General features: G+C 38.4%; 23 protein-coding genes, 1 tRNA gene and 1 pseudogene. 4 read left to right on the top strand and 21 right to left on the bottom strand.

Annotated elements, in window-relative coordinates:
- Positions 1-299: 299 nt before the first annotated feature.
- Positions 300-506: a DUF1107 domain-containing protein gene (locus E3U36_RS07105; protein ID WP_180816013.1), complete on the bottom strand. Its 207-nt coding sequence runs from the start codon at positions 504-506 to the stop codon at positions 300-302.
- 313 nt (positions 507-819) lie between these two features.
- On the opposite strand from E3U36_RS07105, the gene E3U36_RS13225 reads away from it, so the two are divergent.
- Both E3U36_RS13225 and E3U36_RS13220 read left to right on the top strand, forming a co-directional pair.
- Positions 820-1,128: a YtfJ family protein gene (locus E3U36_RS13225; protein WP_369412935.1), complete on the top strand. Its 309-nt coding sequence runs from the start codon at positions 820-822 to the stop codon at positions 1,126-1,128.
- Positions 1,101-1,385, top strand: a complete 285-nt coding sequence (locus E3U36_RS13220) for a YtfJ family protein (protein WP_369412969.1) — start codon at positions 1,101-1,103, stop codon at positions 1,383-1,385. The genes E3U36_RS13225 and E3U36_RS13220 overlap by 28 nt, the downstream gene beginning before the upstream one ends.
- A 12-nt stretch (positions 1,386-1,397) precedes the next feature.
- Here E3U36_RS13220 and cysQ read toward each other — a convergent pair whose 3' ends face one another.
- The 20 genes and pseudogenes from cysQ to orn all read right to left on the bottom strand — a co-directional run bounded on the left by cysQ (position 1,398) and on the right by orn (position 21,438).
- Positions 1,398-2,138, bottom strand: coding sequence for a 3'(2'),5'-bisphosphate nucleotidase CysQ (cysQ, locus tag E3U36_RS07095; RefSeq protein ID WP_180816011.1), 741 nt, complete (start codon positions 2,136-2,138; stop codon positions 1,398-1,400).
- 287 nt (positions 2,139-2,425) lie between these two features.
- Complete coding sequence (rplI, locus tag E3U36_RS07090; RefSeq protein ID WP_180816009.1) at positions 2,426-2,875, bottom strand: 50S ribosomal protein L9; 450 nt, start codon at positions 2,873-2,875, stop codon at positions 2,426-2,428.
- Positions 2,876-2,993: 118 nt separating this feature from the next.
- The gene (gene rpsR, locus E3U36_RS07085) at positions 2,994-3,221 is read right to left on the bottom strand and encodes a 30S ribosomal protein S18 (RefSeq protein WP_159180722.1); all 228 of its coding nucleotides are present in this window, start codon (positions 3,219-3,221) and stop codon (positions 2,994-2,996) included.
- Between the two features lie 4 nt (positions 3,222-3,225).
- Complete coding sequence (priB, locus tag E3U36_RS07080; RefSeq protein ID WP_180817574.1) at positions 3,226-3,543, bottom strand: primosomal replication protein N; 318 nt, start codon at positions 3,541-3,543, stop codon at positions 3,226-3,228.
- A gap of 8 nt (positions 3,544-3,551) precedes the next feature.
- Entirely contained in the window at positions 3,552-3,944 is a 393-nt protein-coding gene (rpsF, locus tag E3U36_RS07075; protein WP_180816007.1) for a 30S ribosomal protein S6, read from the bottom strand.
- Positions 3,945-4,154: 210 nt separating this feature from the next.
- Positions 4,155-4,892 (bottom strand): 23S rRNA (guanosine(2251)-2'-O)-methyltransferase RlmB, encoded by a 738-nt coding sequence (gene rlmB / locus E3U36_RS07070; RefSeq protein ID WP_180816006.1) that lies wholly within the window; start codon positions 4,890-4,892, stop codon positions 4,155-4,157.
- A gap of 77 nt (positions 4,893-4,969) precedes the next feature.
- Positions 4,970-7,414 (bottom strand): ribonuclease R, encoded by a 2,445-nt coding sequence (rnr, locus tag E3U36_RS07065; RefSeq protein ID WP_180816004.1) that lies wholly within the window; start codon positions 7,412-7,414, stop codon positions 4,970-4,972.
- Positions 7,415-7,472: 58 nt separating this feature from the next.
- Positions 7,473-7,895 (bottom strand): nitric oxide-sensing transcriptional repressor NsrR, encoded by a 423-nt coding sequence (nsrR, locus tag E3U36_RS07060; protein WP_180816002.1) that lies wholly within the window; start codon positions 7,893-7,895, stop codon positions 7,473-7,475.
- A gap of 194 nt (positions 7,896-8,089) precedes the next feature.
- Positions 8,090-9,388, bottom strand: a complete 1,299-nt coding sequence (locus E3U36_RS07055) for an adenylosuccinate synthase (RefSeq protein ID WP_180816000.1) — start codon at positions 9,386-9,388, stop codon at positions 8,090-8,092.
- A gap of 171 nt (positions 9,389-9,559) precedes the next feature.
- Positions 9,560-10,567 carry a protease modulator HflC gene (hflC, locus tag E3U36_RS07050; protein ID WP_180815999.1) on the bottom strand — a complete coding sequence of 336 codons (1,008 nt, stop codon included), beginning with the start codon at positions 10,565-10,567 and terminating at the stop codon, positions 9,560-9,562.
- 2 nt (positions 10,568-10,569) lie between these two features.
- Entirely contained in the window at positions 10,570-11,787 is a 1,218-nt protein-coding gene (hflK, locus tag E3U36_RS07045) for an FtsH protease activity modulator HflK (protein WP_180815997.1), read from the bottom strand.
- A gap of 85 nt (positions 11,788-11,872) precedes the next feature.
- On the bottom strand, positions 11,873-13,165 hold the full coding sequence (gene hflX, locus E3U36_RS07040; RefSeq protein WP_180815995.1) for a ribosome rescue GTPase HflX: 1,293 nt from the start codon (positions 13,163-13,165) through the stop codon (positions 11,873-11,875).
- A gap of 94 nt (positions 13,166-13,259) precedes the next feature.
- A complete protein-coding gene (gene hfq, locus E3U36_RS07035) occupies positions 13,260-13,556 on the bottom strand; it encodes an RNA chaperone Hfq (RefSeq protein ID WP_026821863.1) in 297 nt (98 codons plus the stop codon).
- 109 nt (positions 13,557-13,665) lie between these two features.
- A complete protein-coding gene (gene miaA, locus E3U36_RS07030; RefSeq protein WP_180815994.1) occupies positions 13,666-14,607 on the bottom strand; it encodes a tRNA (adenosine(37)-N6)-dimethylallyltransferase MiaA in 942 nt (313 codons plus the stop codon).
- A complete protein-coding gene (gene mutL / locus E3U36_RS07025; protein ID WP_238337416.1) occupies positions 14,600-16,555 on the bottom strand; it encodes a DNA mismatch repair endonuclease MutL in 1,956 nt (651 codons plus the stop codon). Before mutL ends, miaA begins: the two co-directional genes overlap by 8 nt.
- A gap of 6 nt (positions 16,556-16,561) precedes the next feature.
- Complete coding sequence (locus tag E3U36_RS07020; RefSeq protein ID WP_180815992.1) at positions 16,562-17,851, bottom strand: N-acetylmuramoyl-L-alanine amidase; 1,290 nt, start codon at positions 17,849-17,851, stop codon at positions 16,562-16,564.
- A 14-nt stretch (positions 17,852-17,865) separates the two neighbouring features.
- Entirely contained in the window at positions 17,866-18,324 is a 459-nt protein-coding gene (gene tsaE, locus E3U36_RS07015; protein ID WP_032114355.1) for a tRNA (adenosine(37)-N6)-threonylcarbamoyltransferase complex ATPase subunit type 1 TsaE, read from the bottom strand.
- 614 nt (positions 18,325-18,938) lie between these two features.
- Positions 18,939-19,862, bottom strand: a pseudogene (locus tag E3U36_RS07010) (IS5 family transposase).
- Positions 19,863-20,660: 798 nt separating this feature from the next.
- Positions 20,661-20,736, bottom strand: a tRNA-Gly gene (locus tag E3U36_RS07005).
- Between the two features lie 156 nt (positions 20,737-20,892).
- Positions 20,893-21,438, bottom strand: a complete 546-nt coding sequence (gene orn / locus E3U36_RS07000; RefSeq protein WP_180815990.1) for an oligoribonuclease — start codon at positions 21,436-21,438, stop codon at positions 20,893-20,895.
- 130 nt (positions 21,439-21,568) lie between these two features.
- Between orn and rsgA the strand changes: the two genes are divergently transcribed.
- Together rsgA and asd are read left to right on the top strand one after the other, a co-directional pair.
- On the top strand, positions 21,569-22,618 hold the full coding sequence (gene rsgA, locus E3U36_RS06995; protein ID WP_180815988.1) for a small ribosomal subunit biogenesis GTPase RsgA: 1,050 nt from the start codon (positions 21,569-21,571) through the stop codon (positions 22,616-22,618).
- 98 nt (positions 22,619-22,716) lie between these two features.
- Positions 22,717-23,634: an archaetidylserine decarboxylase gene (gene asd, locus E3U36_RS06990; protein WP_180815986.1), complete on the top strand. Its 918-nt coding sequence runs from the start codon at positions 22,717-22,719 to the stop codon at positions 23,632-23,634.
- Positions 23,635-23,654: the final 20 nt, after the last annotated feature.

Genomic DNA, 23,654 nt, shown 5'->3' with positions numbered 1-23,654 from the left:
ACTTCAATTTTTTAACAAAAACGCACACATAAATTTAATTTTGTTTAAAGTTATAATCTTTATATTAATCAAAACATCGCTGTTGACAGATCCAAGACCAAATTATTAAACGCCAGCCACAAAATGAAATGTGGTTGGTAAGCATTAAATTTAACATGAAGCGAGTAAAGCTAAGTATAGTAAAACACTTTTTGCTAATCCGATCTGTCGTAAAACTTATGGATTAAAATTGTTAGGTCATGATTAGTTTATATTTTATTTGCGCCACTGAGGATGTGGCGCACAACTTATCAGATGAGTTAACCTATTTCTGTCTGGAGGATAAGGACTTCTTTATTGATTTCATTCATTATGTTGAAATGCCGCTTATCTTTAATTCTAGGGGGTAATATCTTTCCTTTGTCAAATTCAAATACTCCCATATCTTTGATATACAATCGACCACGACATAATATCTTAAAGTAACGCGCAATCTTCAGTGGGTTATAACGGTAAAAAATCTTCATTCAACTTTTTCCTCCCCTTTGTTGATCTTGAAGTCACAGAAATGTGATTCATGACACATTTTATAATCATAGACTCTGGTTACAAGCTTTAGTTCTCCTTTTCCAATAAGATTTAATGATTTTACATAACATGATAACTGGTTAAATAGTTTTGAATAATCATTACAATATTTTTCATTTGAAGCCTTAACAACTTTTGCTGTATGTGCTAAAGCAGCTCTCTATAACAAAGACATTATATTTAAGATTGACTATGCTAATAAACGAGGATAATCATCAATAACCAGTTTAGAAAAGATTAACGAGGAGTACTATGTTAAAAAAGATCATACCAATAGTAATTTTATTAACTCACCCTTTTTCTGCATTAACTGCCACCTTACAAATTAATAAGCCGGTGCCTGCCGTAACTGTCACCGATCGAGGTGAACTTTTGTTAAACGAAAAGGGTAAACTTATTTATCAAGATTGGCGCAGCAAGGAACTTGTTGGCACAACAAGAACGATCCTGCATATTGCCGGGCGCCTTTCCGCTAAAGAGCTCAATGAGCCATTAATAGAGGCAATTAAACAAAAGAAATTTGATCAGAAAAAATATCAGACAACAACAATAATAAATTAAATACTGATGATACAATTCTAGGAACCGGTTTTTTTGTTCGCAGTAGTATTGAATACAGTAAGCGAGAATTCCCGTTTTCTCAAATTATTGTGGATAATAATGGTGTAGTTAAAAAAACCTGGCAGCTAAAACCCAAGAGTTCTACCATCATCGTATTAAATAAAAAGGGTGACGTATTATTTGCTAAAGATGGTGCTCTAACATCTGAAGAGACAAATAACGTTATTAAATTGATTGAAACACAATTAAAAAAATAATTAATTAAACCATCAGAATATTGACACTCTAAATCCCGGATTAATAAATGATTCTCTGGGGGAATAGTCTAATGTTCTACCATTCCAATCCGTCACTTTAGCACCTGCCGCTTGGGCGATCGTATGTCCTGCGGCAGTATCCCAAATATGAGTGGGACCAAATCGCGGATAAAGCTGTGCTTTGCCTTCCGCAATAAGACAAAATTTTAGTGAAGAACCCATCACCATAACTTCATGCTGCCCCATTTGTGCCAAATAATCAGTCAATTCTTTATCTTGATAAGAACGGCTAATAACAATTAGCGGGGGATGCCCATTAGCAACATGAAGTGATTGTTTTACTCCATCCACTATTTTCCATGCCGCCCCTTGCTCACTAGCATAAAGCACATTTTTTGCTGGCGCATAAATAATCCCCATAACAGGAGAACCCGACTGAATTAAAGCAATATTAACGGTAAATTCACCATTTCTATGAATAAACTCTTTAGTTCCATCGAGCGGATCCACTAACCAATAGCTTTCCCAATGACAGCGCTCTTGCCAAGCCGGTGGATCTTCTTCAGAGAGTAGCGGAATATGTGGCGTTATACTTGTCAATCCAGTTTTAATAATTTGGTGAGCAATAAGATCGGCTTCAGTCACCGGAGAGCTATCTTTTTTGTGCTTAACAGCAAGTTGTTGTGCACTTTCATAGATAGTCATAATTGCGCTACCTGCTTCTTTCGCCAAATCACATATTTGCTCAAGCATAAATTTTATAATACTAAAAACCTAAAGGTGGGATTTCAGTTTGAAAAATAAATTTTATTCCTAAATATAATATCTATAAATGATAATATATGAACAGTGACAATTTCATGAATTAAAATTATCGACTACCAGCCAAAAATTCCTCTAACACTCGGCAGAGATAAAAAAGTAAAACAATTGACTTTGTACGATTGATTAATAGCAACAATGATTTAGCTGATAGAAATCGGAACAAAAACACCAGCTGATGCTGGTGTTTTTGTTTGTGCATAATAATCAGAAAGCAATTATTCAGCAATAATATTCACATTCAGTTTTGCAAATACATCACTATGCACTTGGAAATGAACTTCATGTTCACCAACAGTACGCAATACACCATTTGGTAAGCGAACTTCGCTTTTCATAACCTCAACACCGGCAGCAGTGACCGCCTGAGCAATATCACGAGTCCCGATCGAACCAAACAGTTTACCTTCATCACCGGCTTTAGAGGCGATGGTTACTGTTGCTAATGAATTAATTTTTTCAGCGCGCCCTTCCGCAACAGCCAGAACATCGGCTAATTTAGCTTCTAATTCGGCACGGCGTGCTTCAAAAAATTCAACATTCTTTTTAGTTGCAGGAACAGCTTTTCCCAGCGGAACTAAATAGTTACGAGCATAACCCGCTTTAACATCAACTTTGTCACCCAGGCTACCCAGGTTTGCTACTTTATCCAGCAGAATAATTTGCATTACCTTATCCTCGTTAAGTCGTTAAGTCGTTAAGTCGTTAAGTCGTTAAGTCGTTAAGTCGTTAAGTCGTTAAGTCGTTAAGTCGTTAAGTCGTTAAGTCGTTAATGGACCGTACCAATTACTGATGACGATCAGTATATGGCAACAGAGACAGGTAACGCGCGCGCTTGATAGCACGAGCGAGCTGACGCTGGTACTTTGCACGAGTACCAGTAATACGACTAGGTACAATTTTACCACTTTCAGTGATATAGTTTTTTAGCGTTGAGATATCTTTATAATCAATCTCTTGAACGCCTTCCGCTGTGAAACGGCAGAACTTACGACGACGGAAATAACGTGCCATTTGGCTAGTCTCCAGAATCTATCACTTCAATCTTCTCGGCGTGAAGCACCAAGTTATTCAAGCCATTAGCGCCCTGATGGCTACTAATAAAACCGATAACTGTGATCCAACTACCGACCGTTATACTGTGAGTAAACTGTTGTAATTTTTGTCCGCTGGCGATGATGGTTATTCTACACCATACTTGCCGATTAAAACAGGCTTCCTGCTGCTGTGAACGATGTTCGAGCACAAACTGGCAGTGAGGAACCCCAGCTGGACTGACTTTTCTTATCGGCGCATTACAGATTTTGCCTGACAGCACCAATCGATTAGTATTCACAACCAAATTTACTCTTCAGAATCCTCAGCAACCTCAATTCCTTCCAGGTCTTCATCAACCAAATCACGACTGCGACGATCGTCTTTGGCTTTAACCATTGGAGAAGCTTCAGTAACCGCATGCTTAACACGCATAATCATGCTGCGGACAACGGCATCATTGAAGCGGAAGTTTGTTTCTAACTCATCAATCACTTCTTGCGGCGCTTCAACGTTCATCAGAACATAGTGTGCTTTGTGCAATTTATGGATTGGATAAGCCAATTGACGGCGACCCCAGTCTTCCAAACGATGGATTTGACCTTGCGCTTCGGTGATAGAACTACTATAACGCTCAATCATACCTGCAACTTGCTCGCTTTGGTCCGGATGAACCATAAAAACGATTTCGTAATAACGCATGAGTTTTGCTCCTTACGGATTAATCAGCCTCCTGTCAGGGTCAGCCGCATCCCATGGAGGCAAGGAACTTATTTAAGTGCGGCTGAAAAATCGACACGTAACTATACCTATCCTTTAGTTAAAACTCAAGCAATAGATTAAATCATCACTTATCGCCATTGAATTGGGTTAAGTAATCTTGCCAAGATTATCAATGCTCTTACTTTTTTCTCAATAACTGTGCCGTTGACGTACTGCTTCAAATAAACAAACGCCGGTCGCAACAGAAACATTTAAAGACGAAACCATACCGGCCATTGGAATACTAATCAGTTCATCACAATGTTCCCTTGTTAAACGACGCATACCTTCACCTTCCGCACCCATCACCAATGCAACCGCTCCGGTTAACTTACGCTCATATAATGTATGATTGGCGTCACCTGAAGTTCCAACAATCCAGATATGATGCTGCTGCAATTGACGTAGTGTCCGCGCAAGATTGGTAACCCGAATTAATGGCATACTCTCAGCTGCACCACAGGCAACTTTCTTAGCGATGGCATTAAGTTGAGCAGATTTATCCTTTGGTACAATAACCGCATCAATACCTGCAGCCTCTGCACTACGTAAACAAGCACCTAAGTTATGTGGATCGGTAATACCATCTAATATAAGCAAAAAGGGTGATTTTGTCTGAGAAATAATAATATCTAAATCACTCTCTTGATATTGCCGCCCGGGTTTTACCTGAGCAATAATACCCTGATGAACAGCGTTCGCTGTCTGCTTATCCATCCATTGACTATTAGCTAACTGGATAATAATGCCCAATTTTTCAAGCTGGTGAATAATCGGCAATAAACGTTTATCTTCACGCCCTTTGAGTACATAAACTTGTTTTAAACGCGATGGATCGCGCTCCAGCAATGCTTGCACTGCATGAATACCATAAATAATTTCACTCATAAATTTATCGATTACTTTATAACTCTCAAAGAGAGTCAATCATTGCCGATGAAGATCAGTAATAAAAATAACTAAGATTATTTTTGTGCTTTTTTGATAGCCTTTTTTGCTCTCAATTTTGCGGCAATTTTTTTACTTTTATCAGAAACCTTTTTCCCTTTCTTATCTACTTTTTTAGCGTTGCCGCTGCCTTTTTTATTCGCTTTAATAAATGCACTACTGGGCTCAAAATTTTTGTCCTGGCTGTGATCTTGCTTGCTATGAGTTGAAATTGTTTTTTTAAATTGCTTTTTTGCTTTTTCTTTTGCTGTATTACCTGGATTTTTCGCCTTACGTAAGGTTGATATCAATGCAAAATCGATCTTGCGTTCATCCATATGTACAGCTTCAACGCTAATTTCAACTTCATCACCAAGACGATATACCATCCTCGAAGACTCACCAATAAGTCTCTGTCCTACATTATCGTAGCGATAGTAATCATTATTAAGTGATGAGACATGCACCAGACCATCAATAAAAAGATCTTTTAAGCGGACAAAAAAGCCAAAACCAGTGACACTGGTGATAATGCCAGTAAATACATTGCCAACTTGATCCTGCATAAAATCACATTTCAACCAATCAGCAACATCTCTCGTTGCTTCATCAGCTCGCCGTTCGGTCATTGAACAATGTTCTCCCAATTGCAGCATTTCATGAGTATCAGCATGCCAACCACCGGTCGGCGTCGAGCGATGTTGATTGTTTCCATGTTGGCCAGATAAAAGATATTTAATCGAACGATGTAGCGCTAAATCAGGATATCGACGGATCGGTGAAGTGAAATGGGCATAAGATTTCAGTGCTAAGCCAAAATGCCCTCTATTTTCAGGATCATAAATAGCTTGTTTCATTGAACGCAAAAGCATTGTTTGCAGCAATTCATGATCCGGACGTTCAGCCACTTCATCCATAAATTTAGCATAATCAGCTGACTGTGGTTTCATGCCACCTGGTAATGTCAAACCCAGCTCGCTAAATACAGTCTGCAAATTTACAATACTCTCTTGTTTGGGCATATCATGGACACGGTACAAGCTAGGTTCTTTATTCCGCTCAACAAAACGTGCAGCAGCGATATTCGCTAAAATCATAAACTCTTCAATTAATTTATGCGCATCATTACGTTCAACCGGCTCTATCCGCTCAATGCGTTTTTCTGCATTAAAAATAAATTTAGCTTCTTCAGATTCAAAGGAAATAGCACCCCGTTTTATGCGCGCATTATCTAACGCTTTATATAATCGATGAAGTTGTTCTAAATGCGGCACCAGGTCTTGATAATGTTGACGTAATTCTTCGTCACCCTGTAAAATTTTCCAGACTTTGGTATAAGTCAATCTGGCATGAGAACGCATTACGGCTTCATAGAATTTAGATGAAGTAATTTTCCCTTCCGCCGATAGCTGCATTTCACATACCATGCAAAGCCTCTCAACTTCAGGGTTTAATGAACATAACCCATTAGAAAGAATTTCAGGCAACATAGGGATCACTCGTGATGGAAAATAGACTGAATTTCCCCGACTAACCGCTTCACTATCCAAAGCCGTTTGTGGCCGCACATAATAACTAACATCAGCAATCGCGACCCATAAGCACCAGCCACCGTCTTCTTTCGGCATACAATAAACTGCATCATCAAAATCTCGGGCATCTTCGCCATCAATGGTGACTAAAGGTAGATGACATAAGTCTACTCTGCCTTTTTTTGCTGACGCAGGGATCTGTTCGGACAAATCAGCAACTTGCTTCTCAACTTGTGACGGCCAACTATACGGAATTTCATAGGTTCTTAATGCAATCTCTACCGCAATGTTAGTCCCCATGCTTTCGCCTAATACTTCGACAATATTTCCTACTGCCTGGGTATGGCGCGCTGGTCGGGTTGTCATCTCAACGACAACCACATTTCCCATACTGGCACAGTTAACCTGCTCTTTAGGGATCAATATGTCAAAGGACAGTCGACTATCATCAGGGACTACATACCCCATCCCCGATTCTATAAAATAACGTCCTACAATATGATTATTTCGTGGGACAAGCACTCGAACAATGCGAACTTCTGTACGTCCTCGCCGATCTTTGCCCAATGGCTGGATAAGTACAACATCACCATGCAACGCTTTTTTCATTTCTTCTAAAGAAAGGTAAAAATAGTCTTTCTGGCCTTCTACCCGTAAAAAACCAAAACCATCACGATGGCCAATAACTGTGCCTTTGAGTAAATCAAGGCGTTCAGGTAAGGCATAACATTGACGACGAGTAAATACCAATTGCCCATCACGTTCCATAGCACGTAAGCGGCGCCGCAAAGCCTCTAACTCTTCTTCTTTAGTTAACTTTAATATTCGGGCGATTTCCTGTCGACTTACAGGCTTAGTAAATTTTGCTAATACCTCTAAAATATATTCACGACTTGCAATTGGTGAATGATATTTCTCAGCTTCCCGGTCTTTATAAGGATCTTTTGCCATCACTCACCTCCGCTACCACTTTGATTAATATAATCCACTAATACACCAGGCCTGTTATTTATTTTAATAGTAACTTATAAAGTAGCTTATTATTTTCTATTAGATCTGCCAGTGTATATTTATATAATTCATTTAAAAAAAGTTCACTTGCTTGATTTAATATTTTTTTTAATCGACAAGCAGAAGTAATATGGCAAAAATCGCTGAAGCAATTAACTAATGCTAGAGGCTCTAATAGACGAACAAAATCACCTATCCGGATCTGCTCAGCTGGCTTGCCTAAGGAAATCCCTCCATTTTTCCCTCTCACCGCAGCAACAAGTCCACATCGGCTTAATTGATTAATAATTTTTACCATATGTTTACGCGAGACACCGTATACATTAGCAACTTCAGTAATATTAGTTCTTTTATCCTTAGGTAATGAAGCCATATAAATTAATGCTCTTAAGCCATAATCAGTAAAACTTGTTAACTGCACATTAACCTCTGGTTATAAAACAAAAATGGAAAGACATCTTCTTGACATTAATTCATCTAGTTATATCTATTATGTAAATTTTTTTCATATTAAGCAAAATTGATTAGTAATCAGGTAATATGAATTACTAGATATAAAAATAACGCCTGAATGTTCAGGCGTCACTCTTTGAGCAATATTATTGAGTGGTAAACTTATGCATCAAAAGGATCTCGTAATATCATTGTTTCAGCACGATCAGGTCCAGTCGAAATAATATCTATCGGGATCCCGGTTAATTCCTCAATCCGTTTAATATAATCAATGGCTGCTTTAGGTAATTGATTATATTCTTTTACCCCAAAAGTACTTTCACTCCAGCCTGGTAACGTTTCATATATCGGCACTAAATCTTCCCATTCCTCTGCCGCTAACGGCGTTATAGTCAATTCAGTCCCATCTGGTTTGCGATAAGCAACACAAAGTTTCACTTCATCCAAACCGTCTAATACATCTAATTTGGTTAAACAGAAACCGGAAAGAGAATTGATTTGAACTGCCCGGTTAATAGCAACAATATCTAACCAACCTGTACGACGGCAACGGCCTGTTGTTGCACCAAATTCTTGCCCTTTTTCACGCAGGTATTCGCCGGTTTCATCAGATAACTCCGTTGGAAAAGGACCACCACCTACACGGGTAGAATAAGCTTTCAATATTCCTAAAACATAATCAATATAACGCGGGCCTAATCCTGAACCAGTGGCAACACCACCCGCCGTTGTGTTTGATGAAGTCACATAGGGATAAGTACCATAATCAATGTCCAGTAATGTTCCCTGAGCACCTTCATACATCACTAATTCGCCTTTTTGATGCGCTTTGTATAATAAATCAGCGACATCAACGGTCATCGCCGTCAAAATATCGGCAATAACCATAATATCATCTAATGTTTTTTGGTAATCTATTGCAGGCGCTTTATAATAATTCACTAATTGAAAATTATGGTAATCAACAATTTCTTTAAGTTTGACTGGAAAGGTTTTTTTATTAAACAGATCGCCAACACGTAATCCATGGCGGGCAACTTTATCTTCATAAGCAGGTCCAATGCCCCGGCCGGTCGTTCCTATCGCTTTTGCGCCTCGCGCTTTTTCACGCTCATTATCTAAAGCAACATGATAGGGCAAGAGTAATGGACAAGCTGCCGAAATTTTGAGGCGTTCACGCACTGGCACGCTACGCGCTTCCAATTTTTTCATTTCATCCATTAATGCATCAGGCGCTAATACCACACCATTGCCAATGACGCTTATGACATTTTCACGCAGAATACCCGATGGGATAAGATGGAGAACAGTTTTCTCACCATTTACCACTAGCGTATGACCAGCATTATGCCCACCTTGGTAACGAACAACATACTTAGCGCGTTCAGTTAGTAAATCGACTATTTTGCCTTTACCTTCGTCACCCCACTGAGTACCTAATACGACAACGTTTTTACCCATTTCAAAATTCACTCGATTGCTTAAAAAAGAATTCTACCATTTCAATCATTAGCTGCCAGCAATTTTTATAACACCAATACCTATTTTCATGACAATCTTAACAGATTAAAGCCCGCCTAATGCGGGCTTACCTAGAGTCAATTGGCAATCATTTCATTTATCTTTAAATGATCACTGTACCGCTCTTTGTTTAGTTGGTGCTCGCATATAGCGGAAAAAATCGGTATCTGGGCTTAATACCATCACATCATCACCATTTTTACTAAAGCTCTTTTCGTATGCCCGTAAACTACGAATGAAAGCATAGAAATCAGGATCTTGGTTAAATGCATCAGCAAATAGCTTAGTTGCCATCGCATCTCCTTCACCATGTAATTTCAGTGCCGTGCACTCCGCTTCTGCCAATGTCTCGGTCACTGTTTTATCTGCTGCTGCACGGATCTTCACGGCCTCTTCTTGACCTTGTGAACGATGTTGGCGTGCTACAGCCTCTCGTTCAGCGCGCATACGTTGATATATCGCTTCCGAAACTTCACTTGGCAATTCAATACGTTTGATACGAACATCGACAACTTGGATCCCTAACGCCGCCATGCTGTTTGGATTAACAACTGGCGAATTACCTTTGATCTCTTGATCAAAACGGGCTGCTGCCGATGCAATAGCCTGATCTGCATCTTTTGTCGCTTCTGTATCTGAACCAGAACCTTTATTAAGTGCATCACGCACATCGACGGTCAAGCGCCCGCGAGAATCGGTAATAATATCTTTCACATTTAAACGGCCAAATTCTGAACGCAAACGATCACTAAATTTACGTTTCAGTAAAGTTTCAGCTTGATAAGGATTACCGCCACCGGTCGCCACATAGTAACGACTAAAATCAGTAATTCGCCATTTTAAATAGGAATCAACCATTAAATCTTTATTTTCTCGAGTCAGATAGCGATCGGCCTGAACATCCAATGTCTGAATACGAGCATCAAGCATTTTTACCGTTTCAATAAATGGTATTTTGAGGTGCAAACCTGGCTCATCAATCATAGGTTTATTGTCACTATCACGCACAACCTTACCAAAGCGTAGAATAATGCCTCTTTCTGTTTGTTGAACGGTGAAAATTGACATATACAACACAACTAATACAGCAACAATAATAACAATCACTGATTTACGCATGATTATTGTCTCCCTACACGAGTTGAATTACTGTCCCGAGCATTATCCCGCGTACCATAGCTATATGAATAAGGCGATTCAGTAGAAATATCTGATTGCTGAATAACTTTTGGTGGTGCTATTTTTTGTATATATGCTGCTTTATCTTTGGTTCCACTGCGTAAAATCTGCTCTAACGGCAACACTAACATACTATTGCTCTTGTCGTTAACAATAACCTTACGCGTATTACTTAGTACTCGTTCCATTGTCTCAATATATAAACGTTCTCGAGTGATTTGAGGAGCAGCTCGATATTCTGGCAAAATTTTGGCAAAGCTAGCGACTTCACCTTCCGCCTTGAAAACCACACTTGATTTATAAGCTGTTGCTTCTTCAATCAATTTCTGCGCATTACCTTTCGCTAATGGCAAAACTTCATTACGATAAGCTTGCGCTTCACGAATGGTCTTCTGTTCTTCTTCTCGCGCTGCAATAACATCATCAAATGCGGCTTTAACCGCTTCAGGTGGACGAGCAGCCTGGAAGTTAACATCTAATATCGTTATACCCATATTATAAGGTCTTATCGTATTTTCTAACTCTTTTTGTGTTTCATCACGGATAAAGGCACGTTTCGTCGTTAACACCTGTTCCATTGCTGATTGGCCAATAATTCCACGTACTGCGCTATCTATTGCCTGACGTAAACTGTTATCCGGGTTAGTAACATTAAATAAATATTGAGCCGGATCTGTTACGCGATACTGGACGTTCATTTCTACTTGAATAACATTTTCATCCGAAGTTAACATCATACCATTAGTCGCTTGTTCACGAATGGTTTCAACATTAATCGGAATCACTTTTTCAATAAAATTTGGTTTCCAATTTAAACCCGGTTCAACAGTATGGCTATATTTACCAAAACGGAAAATGACGCCACGATCACTCTCTTTTATCGTATAAAAACCACTTGAAGCCCAAATAATCACAACTGCTGCGATAATAAATACGATAAAACGGCCGTTTATATTTACGCCATTTTGATTACTCGAACCATTTTTACCTTTATTATTACCACCTAAACCACCAAGTTTGCGACTCAACTTGCGGAACAGATCGTCAAGATCAGTTGTTCCCTTTTTCCGATTACCTTTATTACCACTGGAGTTGCCGCTATTGCTGCTTCCCCACGGGTCGCGGTCCTGTCCGTTATTACCGGGCTGATTCCACGCCATGTTATAGCTCCATTCGTTATGATTGGTTTTTCAGGGCTAAGAGCAAAATATTTTACTCTTAATTTGTTCAATTTATTGACCACATTTAATGTGTTGACTTAACAATGTACTCAAGTAAAGGTTGTTCTTGCTTGCAAAGTCTTTGCCAGTCAACAATGGGCAGCTTCACTTCAAGCATGATACTGCCATCTTTATCCATTTCTTCATATTCGATTGCCTGAAGTTGATAGAACCGACTGCGCAAACGACCCGCTTCTGGCGGTAAACGCAATTCATAGTGTGCAATTTCACCAGAAAGGCGTTCTGTCAGCGCCTGTAATAATAATGGAATCCCTTCACCAGTTTGAGCCGAGAGCCCGACCCGAATAGGGACATTATTCTCATCGCGATAAATACGGGGAGTAAATCCATTCAACATGTCAATTTTATTCATGACTAACAGCGCTGGAATTTCATTAGCCTCAATTTCTTCTAGTAAACTTTCAACTGCGCGGATATTTTCTTCCATACGGTTATCCGCAGCATCGACAACATGTAATAATAAACTGGCTTCGCGTGTTTCCTGCAATGTTGCTTTAAATGCAGCAACCAGATCGTGAGGTAGATGGCGAATAAAACCTACAGTATCAGCCAACACTATCACTCCAACATCATCAATATCAATACGCCTTAATGTAGGATCTAACGTAGCAAATAATTGATCTGCTGCATATACTTCAGACTTTGTCATTTGATTAAACAGACTAGACTTACCGGCATTAGTGTAACCTACCAATGATATGGTGGGAATACCCGCTTTACTTCTAGCTTGTCTACCCTGCTCTCTCTGCTTTTCTACCTTAGCCAACCGAGAAAGAATTTGTCGAATTTTACCGCGGATCAATCGACGATCCGTTTCAAGTTGCGTTTCACCAGGTCCACGTAAGCCGATCCCTCCTTTCTGTCGTTCAAGGTGAGTCCAGCCACGTACCAAACGGGTAGAAATATGCCTTAACTGAGCTAATTCAACTTGTAGTTTACCTTCATGTGTACGTGCGAGCTGTGCAAATATATCTAAAATTAAACCTGTACGATCAATAACTCGGCACTGACATAATCGTTCAAGATTTCTTTCCTGTGCAGGGCTTAACGTATGATAAAAAAGAACCACATCGGCATTACTGTCTTTAATAGCTGCAGCAATTTCTTCCGCTTTACCCTCACCAACAAAATATTTAGCCTGCGGTGATTTGCGATTTCCTGTGATTATCTGTACTGGCTTAATGCCCGCAGAGATGACTAATGATTCAAATTCAATCAGGTTTTCAGTATCTTTTTCATTAGAGAAAAAAACATGCACAAGAACAGCTAATTCCCCACCTTCATGTCTATCAAACAAAAGCACAACTCCTTAGACTTAAAAAATATCAAACAGGCAAAGTACAGGTAAAAGGAACTTTACCTGTACTTTTGTGTTCAGATAATTAACTGAATTATTCAGTCGCATCACTATCCTGTGGAACTGCCACATTACCTGTATTGTAATTACCTAAGCCTGTATTACCCCCTTGATTACTATGGTGAGATACAGGACGAGAAGGTACTACAGTAGAAATAGCATGCTTATATACCATTTGGCTTACTGTGTTTTTCAGTAAAATAACAAATTGATCAAATGATTCGATTTGACCTTGTAATTTGATGCCATTGACCAAATAAATGGAAACCGGAACCCTTTCACGACGTAACGCGTTTAGGAACGGATCTTGCAAAGATTGCCCCTTAGCCATTCTCTATTTTCCTTATTTTGTTGTTTTTAACTAAGAACCTTTATGGTTCGAAAAAATTAACTACTCAAAAAATTGTGCCTTTACCACCAATTGTACATAAATAGCAAACCTATACACTAATAACATGCAATATTGTGTTAAGAATTCCCTTAATATCATCGCTATCGAGTCGATGCACGTTTTTCCATCCTCTTAACCATGTAATTTGACGTTTAGCCAATTGACGTGTTGCACATATACCACGATAAACCATTTCATCATAGCTGATTTCACCAGACAAATATGACCACATCTGACGATAACCAACAGAACGTATAGCGGGTAGATCCCCATGGAGATCCCATCTAGCATAAAGAGCGCTAACTTCATCCTCAAAACCCGTCTTCAACATTTGCAGGAAGCGGATCTCAATACGTTGGTGGAGAATTTTACGATCTTGCGGTGAAATCTCAAACTGTAACACATTATAAGGTAATTCTGCCTCTACAATTTCAGTTAATTCTGTCAGACTCTTCCCGGAAACTAAGAAAACCTCCAAGGCACGAGACAATCGTTGAGGATCATTAGGATGGATTCTAGCTGCCGATATTGGATCAACCGCTTGCAAACGTTTATGAATTGCACCCCAACCAAATTGTTTCGCTTGCATTTCAATTTCTGCCCGAATTGTGACATCGGCAGAAGGTAAGGGTGACAACCCATCCAGTAATGCTTTAAAATATAGCATAGTCCCCCCAACGAGTAAGGGAATACGGCCAGATGCGACAATTTTTTCCATTTCTAATAAAGCATCACGGCGAAAATCTGCGGCTGAATAAGACTGTGCAGGATCCAATATGTCAATTAATCGGTGTGGATCAATTTGTTGCTCTTCCCGTGTTGGTTTCGCTGTTCCTATATCCATACCGCGATAAATTAAAGCAGAATCTACACTAATTATTTCAACGGGTAATTGTTGACGCAATGCCATTGCCAATGCTGTCTTTCCTGACGCCGTTGGCCCCATGATAAAAATCGCTGGCGGTTTATGTTGAAAAATTTGTTTACTCATGAGTTAAAGCCGTTATCACCGATTCAAAATCAATTAGCTGTAGTAATGTTTTCGGTGGTTCTTTAACTAATTTAGGGTAAGTCCGCTCCAGATCCGCTAATAACTGTACCCCTTGTGCAATCGTCCACACTTGTTTTTCATTTACTAAATGATCTGCTAACCAAACAACTAATTCCATCAACTGACAAGAAGTGTTTTGAGCAAGATATTTCAATAGTTTTGGAAATAGCTCAGCTAAATTTTGTGATCTCAAGGGACAAGATACACCACTAATTGTTGCTTTGTTATGAGAAATATTGATGTCAAAACCTAAGGTACTTAATAATACCTTTACTCGATAAAAAGTTTCAATTTCCTTTTCTGTTAATGCGAGCTTTATTGGTATCAGTAAGGGCTGAGATTTTAATTCTTTATCAGTAGGAATTAATTGACTTCGCTTTAAATATCGCTCAGCTTCCGCTAATGATAACAAACCTATTCCAAATGATGATTCAATAAATGCGAAATTTTTAGAATAAATTGTTAGTATTTTACCAAACGTATAATTTTTATCTTTTTTTTCTATATCAACAGATTTTACTGCTATTTTTTCAGTTTTTATCGATTCTCGCTCTGGAAAAAGTGGGATTTTTTCTTGTTTAGCTGGTTCATTTTGCATCAATTGCTGATAAAGCTCACCCTGTTTTTTGTTATAGATTTTTTTAGCTATTTTTCCATTATTGTAACAAGAAAATGATGCTGTTTTAGACGGCGAAATTTGGCTACTGGCACTTAATTCTGTTATTACTTGTGCTTCTTGCTCTTTAATAACTAAATGCTGCTTTGAATCATCTGAGGCAAAAAAATTTTCACCCGCAGCTAACCGATTTTGTAATCCTGAAGCAAGATGAGTTTCCTGGTTTGAACTAACAGAGACTTGATTAAATTGTTTTTGGTGTTGTTGGCTTAGTACCGTGTTCACACCCTGATAGATAAAATCATGAACCAATCTAGCTTGGTGAAAACGAACTTCCTGTTTGGCTGGATGAACATTAACATCAACCTGATGAGGATCAATGGTTAAATAAAGCACATAAGCCGCTTGCTGTTCTTCTTGCAGACGATCAGCATAGGCCTGACGAATTGCATGATTGATTAATCGATCGCGCATTATGCGCCCATTAACATAACAATATTGAATTTCAGCGGCCTTACCTAAATAGGGATTAGTTACCCAGCCTTTAATGGCTAAATCACCATGTTGCCAACATAATTTCAGCGCATTTTGTATAAAAGAAGTACCACAAATAGCAGCTAAGCGTCGTTCATATTGCTCTTCACTATTTGTCGCACGATACTGGCTAACTAATTTACCATTATGATGCAAATTGATTACAACATCGAAACGTGCTAAAGCTATTCTACGTACAATCTCATCAATATGGCTAAATTCGGTTTTTTCTGTACGTAAAAATTTACGTCGAGCCGGCGTATTATAAAACAGATCAAGAACTTCAACTGTTGTTCCTATTGGGTGAGCAGCAGGTTTTAGCGTAACATTCATCTCACGCCCTTCAGCATAAGCTTGCCAGGCTTCTGTCTGAGTCTCGACGCGTGAAGTTAGTATTAAACGAGAAACCGAACTAATACTGGCCAGCGCTTCTCCTCTAAATCCCATACTCATAATAGCGGCCAGATCTTCTAGCGTGGCTATTTTGCTGGTAGCGTGTCGCTCCAGCGCTAGTGTTACATCTTCTTTGGCGATACCACTACCATTGTCATGGATACGGATAAGTTTTGCCCCACCACGCTCAATTTCAATATCAATACGGCTGGCGCCAGCATCAAGACTATTTTCGACTAACTCTTTCACAACCGATGATGGGCGTTCAACAACTTCACCCGCAGCAATTTGATTAGCTAACTGAGGAGAAAGAATTTGTATCGCTGACATAATGACCTCTGCCATATTCCATCATTTTGGCGCTGCTTGTAAGGGGTGTTGGGTAAAATAATTGCGTAATCCTTGATGAATCGCTACCGCCAAACTTTCCTGATAATCGTCAGAAACTAAAAGGCGCTCTTCAGAAATATTACTAATAAAACCTGTTTCTACCAGAATAGATGGAATGTCGGGAGAACGAAGTACACCAAGACTGGCATGTTCTGGATCATATTTATGGATATTACCAATTTTACTTAATTCTCTCAGTACTTTTAACGCGACAGCATAACCTACACGTTGGGAATTGCCAAATTGTAAATCTAAAACAGCTTGGCTAAGATAAGGATCTGCACCATTTGCTAACGCATCACCGGCACCACCTAATAATTCAAATTGCTTTTCATGTTGTTCAAGCCAATTACCCAATTCACTATTCGCTCTTCGATTGGAAAGCACCCAGACAGAAGCACCTCGGGCACGATTATTAGGTGCTGCATCAGCATGAATTGAAACGAGCATATCAGCCGCTTTTTTTCGTGCCACTTCTGAACGACCCGCTACAGAAATAAAATAATCGCCATTACGGGTCATCACTGGCTTAAACATTGGATCTGTCTTTAAATGGCTCTCTAATTTACACGAAATTATCATTGTTATATTTTTTTCACGATGACCATTTTGCACAATTGCGCCTGGATCTTTACCCCCATGTCCCGCATCAATTGCCACGACAACTTGCCGAGTACCTTTAGGTAAATTTTTATATATTGAAGGAGTTGGTGAGTTATTGGCTAACTTTTTCTCAGCTTGTGAATCAATTGATAGCAATTTATTGGTTGCTTCAGTTGCGGACTGAGATGTCTGAGGCTGCAATGCCTCAGCACGATTATTCTTTAAGGTCAAAACTATTTGATAGCGATGATTTATTTGTTCAGCCACGGCACTTGCTTTCACTGCATTTGCCAATTCGATAACAATACGTTGATACTGACTATTCGGTGGCTGACTAGTACGGATCCCTTTAACCAAATTATTATTTATAAACTTCATTGGTAATCCAGATACCTGATCAGATTGACGAAAATCGACAACTAAACGCTCAGGCTCATGAAGGGGAAAGAAGCGGTACTCTGGATTACCGCCAGCAAAGTGTAAAGTGACTTTTGCCTCGGATAAATTATCATTGACGCGAATATTGGATAAAGTTGCAGACTGTGCATTAGACAATAATAAGTTGCTAAGTAATATTATTGTTATTAATAAAAGAAATACATGAGTTTGCCATCTTTTTATTATATTAATCATCGAAGTCTTCATCATGATTAGTATTCCTATTATGACAATTTTTCTAATAACATTTCCCCATATGTTGATAACGCGACAAATCGTGCTTGTCTTCCATTATTGTCATATGATAGGTAGAGTTCAAGATCAGCGCATGGTAGCATCCCTTCACCTTTTTTTGGCCACTCCACCAAACATATAGCCTGCCAATCAAAATAGTCACGGATACCCATAAATTCAAGCTCTTCAGGATCAGTTAAACGATATAAATCAAAATGATAAACAGGATTAGGAGTCAACAAATAGGGTTCAACTAAAGTGTAGGTTGGACTTTTTACATGTCCTTGATAACCTAAACCTTGCAAAAAACCACGACAAAAAGTCGTTTTCCCCGCACCTAAGTCTCCATATAAATAAAGAATAAAACCCTGCTTACAAAGCTGAGCTAAACGCTGCCCTAAGGTTATTGTTGCCTTTTCATTAGCAAGCAATAATATAAGTTCTTTCATGAAAATATTGCCACTTTTTATAATTTTTTATCTAATAATTTAATTCATAAAATATATCACAAAATACTATTACTTACCGAATATTATAGCGATATTTAATGTTATATTTATCAATAAAACTTACATCATATGCTTATTATTTAGCTAGTTAATCTTTTTCAGTTACTTGCTTTTATCAATATTCTATCATTTGGTTTGTACATATTTATATAAAAAACAAACATATAAAAATTTCTATTAATATCAAAAAATTAATGTTTATTATGCAATATTATTGTCTTAAACGATTAAAATTATTTGGTTGAGAGAAGCTTTTTTACATCACTAAGAAGGCGCTACAATATATCGAGACATAGGTAAATATCCACTATTAAAATATTATATTGCCTTAGGTAGTTACACCTTGAAATATATAGTTAAAATGATACTTTTATTATAAATAAAAACCTTATCAAAATAATAATAGCGCCTTGCGCGCAATATCTGGTTATTAACATCAGTATTTTCTAGAATAGATACTTCAATTGTACTTGTGCATAAAATAAAAATGCATTGATCGGCTTTGTTGAATAAATCAGAATTAGCCGACAGGATGGCTCCCTCTGCTACACCTGTTATCCGATCCTGACGCTGTGTGGCATACCCAACAACGTCATACGGTTCAGCGCTTTGACCATCGCCATTGCTTCACCTACCTGAGCCTCATAGTCACGCAGCCTCAGATGGCCACCCAGCAAAGTTTTTATGCGGAACATCGCTGTTTCTGCCACTGAACGCCGGTGATAACCCACTTTCTTTTTCCACATATCATTACTCCTGCTCAGATGCTGATTCGCCACCGCATGGTTACGTTCATGGTACTTGTACGGCCAGTATTTCGCTCCGCTTCGCGGCGGGATAAGGGGCCTGATTTTCTTTCTTAGCAACGCGTCGTGGCAGTAACAGGCGTCATAAGCACCGTCTGCTGACACTTCCGTGATTTTCCGGTGGGTTTGGTTAATCAGGCCCGGCAGTGCCTGCGCATCTGTCGTTCAGCTGAGCGATAAGTCGGCACAGATAATCTCATGATTCACACTGTCTGCTGCCAGATGAAGCTTGCGCCACACTCTTCGTCTGTCAGCCCCATGCTGCCTGACTTTCCATTCACCTTCGCCAAAGACCTTCAGACCGGTACTGTCGATGACCAGATGCGAGATTTCACCACGCGTTGGCGTTTTTATGCTGATGTTGACGCTCTTTGCTCGTCTGCTGACCAGCGAGTAGTCCGGACAGCACAGCGGCAAAGACATGAGTTTAAAAATCGAATCAACGAAGCCCTGTAATGCCCGGAGCGACAGGTTAAACACACGCTTCATCATCAGGACAGTGGTAACAGCCATATCGCTGTAGTAAAGCGGCCGGCCACGACCTTCAGGCGAAGAACTGTCAGTCCATCCAGCGATGGCCGACTCATCAAGCCAGACCGTCAGGGAACCGCGTTGTCTGAGTGCCTTGTTGTACGCGGGCCAGTTGGTAATTTTAAACTTTTGCTTTGCCATGGGGACCTGATGTTGAAACGAATTTAGCGATCAGCTCCGCCAATCACCTAAAAGTTCGATTTATTCAACAAAGCCGCATTGATTATCAAAAAATATAAATATTTTTTAAATATTTTCAATAAGTTAAATGATATTGATAAAGAAAAGCATCAATAGCGATAGAAAAACGCATTTGCCTGTGGATAACTCTGTGCAACAAAGCAAAATAGACACTGTGTGCCATAACCAAAATTAAATTGTAAATGAATAAGTTATTAAAACATTTTAACTGAGAAAATGTAGCAGTTTTAGCCATAAAATTTCTAAGATTAATGTAAATAACAACATCAATGCACCTACAATACATTTTAAATACTAAAATAATTTCCCTGCCAAGAATGACACCACATTGTTCACTTCACTGATAAAAGTATATGCTGTAACATCACATCTACTTGAAAATTGGGGGAGTGGAATTCTATGCCTAGCAGATACGATTTGCAAGTCCCATGTGCCAGATTTTTCAAATAAATTCTATCTCTATTAGCTATATAATTGTTGACTATTAATCAAGACTGTCACTTCTTTTAGTAGCTAATCTCCTATTTAAAAATAGACGGTTTTTATCATAGTGCAACAAAAAATTTTATTCTTATAATGAAATAAAATCCAAAACAGAAAAATAAAATTCATCAACACAATAGGTATAAATTGGCCACTAAACTTTGAGTAATTAATAAGCTGAAAGAACAAAAAATATAAGAAGAAACAATAAATTATATCACAGAATTTTATGCTAATAATGATAAAAGAAGAATTTGGAGCGGGAAACGAGACTCGAACTCGCGACCCCGACCTTGGCAAGGTCGTGCTCTACCAACTGAGCTATTCCCGCATATTTATAACAACAATATTACCAATCACTATGGGTTGCGAATTATACGAAAAATTATCAAACAGACAAGTACTTTTAACCATAAAAAATCTATTTTCAATCTAAATGCTGATTAAAACAGCAAATCGCTCATAATCAGCATGATCATAACACGATTTAAAGGTTGATAAAGTGTTGACGATAATAAGCTAATTCTGCAATAGATTCCTTTATATCTTCTAAAGCCTGATGGGTATTTTTTTTCGTAAAACCGGCCAATATATCAGGCTTCCAACGGCGCGACAGCTCTTTTAAGCTACTTACATCTAAGTAACGGTAATGAAAGTATTTTTCCAACTCAGGCATATATTTGAATAAAAAACGACGGTCTTGAGCAACACTATTACCACAAATAGGTGAAACCCCCGCAGGTAACCACTTTTCTAAAAAAGCAATTGTGTCTAATTCTGCTTTTTTTTCATCATATTGACTAGATTTAACTCTATCAATCAATCCACTTTCAGTATGAGTTTTAACATTCCACTCATCCATAAGTGACAACTGTTGCTCTGATTGATGAATGGCAATCACTGGCCCTTCGGATAAAATAGTTAGATTGGAATCAGTGACAATTGTTGCGATCTCAATGATACGATCCTGTTCCGGATCCAATCCCGTCATTTCCAAATCTATCCATATCAAATTGTTCTCACTATTTACCATGTTATATCCTAGGTTCCATTCTAAACTGATAGCATGCAATACTTAGTGTATGATAGTTTCTTAAAAGCACAACTGCGATAACTCTTGATAATGAATTCAATCAACAAACCAATAAAATTAGTGAGGTCAGGTGGCTAAAAAGAAATTTACCAAAGGCCAACAACGCCGAATACATGCAAACCATCAAACTAAGCTAAAAAAACAATCTCAGCAAGATATTGATGATAATCAGCTTGGTATTTCCCAAGATGGGTTAGTTATTAGCCGTTTTGGTCAGCATGCAGATATCGAGACAAATGAAGGTGACATTCAACGCTGTAATATTCGCCGAACAATTCACTCATTAGTCACCGGTGATCGTGTTATTTGGCGTCCTGCGCTACATCAGCAATCTAATATAAAAGTTAATGGTGTCATAGAAGCAGTCTATGAACGAACATCGGTCTTGACTCGCCCCGATTACTATGACAGCCTCAAGCCTATCGCGGCTAATATCAACAAAGCGATTATTGTCTCAGCAATTTTACCCCAATTATCATTAAATATTATTGATCGTTATTTAGTTGCCTGCGAAACACTTAATATTGCACCAATGATTATTTTAAATAAAATTGACCTACTCAATAAAGAGAACAGAAAAGAAATAAGTAAAGCAATAAAACTTTATCATAACATTGGCTATGTAGTTTTAGAGTTATCCAGTCATACTAATGAAGGAATAGATACGCTTATTGAAAACCTTATAGGAAAAATATCTATTTTTGTCGGGCAATCTGGTGTTGGTAAGTCCAGTTTGATTAATAACTTATTACCTGATAATGAAGAAAAAATCTTAATCAACCAAGTATCTGATAATTCAGGATTAGGTCAACATACAACAACAACGGCACGTCTTTACCACTTCGCCAAAGGAGGTGATCTTATCGATTCACCAGGCATCCGTGAGTTTGGCTTATGGCATCTAACAAAGGAACAAATAACTAAAGGATTTGTCGAATTCAGGCAATATTTGGGATACTGCAAATTTCGTGATTGCAAGCATTTAGACGATCCTGGATGTGCATTACAACAAGCTGTAATCACTGGAAAAATAGCAAACTCACGTTTCGAAAATTACCATCGAATTTTAGCAAGCATGGAACAAATAAAACCACGTGGATCTTTTACAGATAATAAATAGTTATAAACATAATTCTGGAATTCATAAAAAGCATAGGTACAATAACTATCTTTTTGTGATTACAACCCAATAACATTAGGATCAGATTAGAGGTTAATGTGCTGGAAAAAATAAAGATCAAATTACAATATCTATTACCAAAACAAGGGCTAACGCAATTAGCAGGTTGGCTTGCGGATCAAAAAGCGGCTGAGTTTACCCAATTAATGATCAAGCTTTTTGCTAAGTTTTATAAAGTTGATATGGCAGAAGCCAAAGAAAGTGAGTTTTCCGCTTATTCTACCTTTAATGAATTTTTTACTCGCCCATTAAAACAAAATATTCGTCCTATTGTTGCAGGTAGTAATCAACTTGCTCTACCAGCCGATGGTGTAATAAGCCAATTAGGATTAATTATAGATGATCAGATCCTACAAGCTAAAGGTCATTCTTACAGTTTAGCGGCATTGTTAGCAGGTAATTATATACTGGCCGAGCAGTTTCGAAATGGTTTATTTGTAACTACTTACTTATCTCCACGTGACTATCATCGTGTCCATATGCCTTGTGATGGCTTGCTAACTGAAATGATTTATGTTCCTGGTGATCTCTTTTCTGTTAATCAACTGACTGCAACAAACGTCCCTAATCTTTTCGCACGTAATGAACGTCTCATCTGTATTTTTGAAACAGCATTTGGAAAAATGGCTCAAATTCTAATAGGCGCAACAATTGTTAGCAGCATATATACTAGCTGGTGTGGCTGTGTCAATAATCAACGGGAAGGAATTATCAAACGTTGGACTTACCCAGAAAAAGATAAAACAGGTGCAGTTTATATGAAAAAAGGTGAAGAAATGGGAAAATTCAAACTGGGTTCAACTGTTATCAATTTGTTTGAATCTAACTATATCAAACTCAATTCTACTCTAGAGCAAGGATCCGTCACTCGAGTAGGAGAATTATTAGCAGAATCAATTTATCCAAATACTAAGGAACAGACCCATCGACAAAATTTAATTGATGGATCTGAATAATTTTATCTGATGAAATCATA

This window comes from Arsenophonus endosymbiont of Aphis craccivora (assembly GCF_013460135.1).
Taxonomy (GTDB): Bacteria; Pseudomonadota; Gammaproteobacteria; order Enterobacterales; family Enterobacteriaceae; genus Arsenophonus; species Arsenophonus nilaparvatae.
This window is presented reverse-complemented; position numbering and strand designations above follow the sequence as displayed.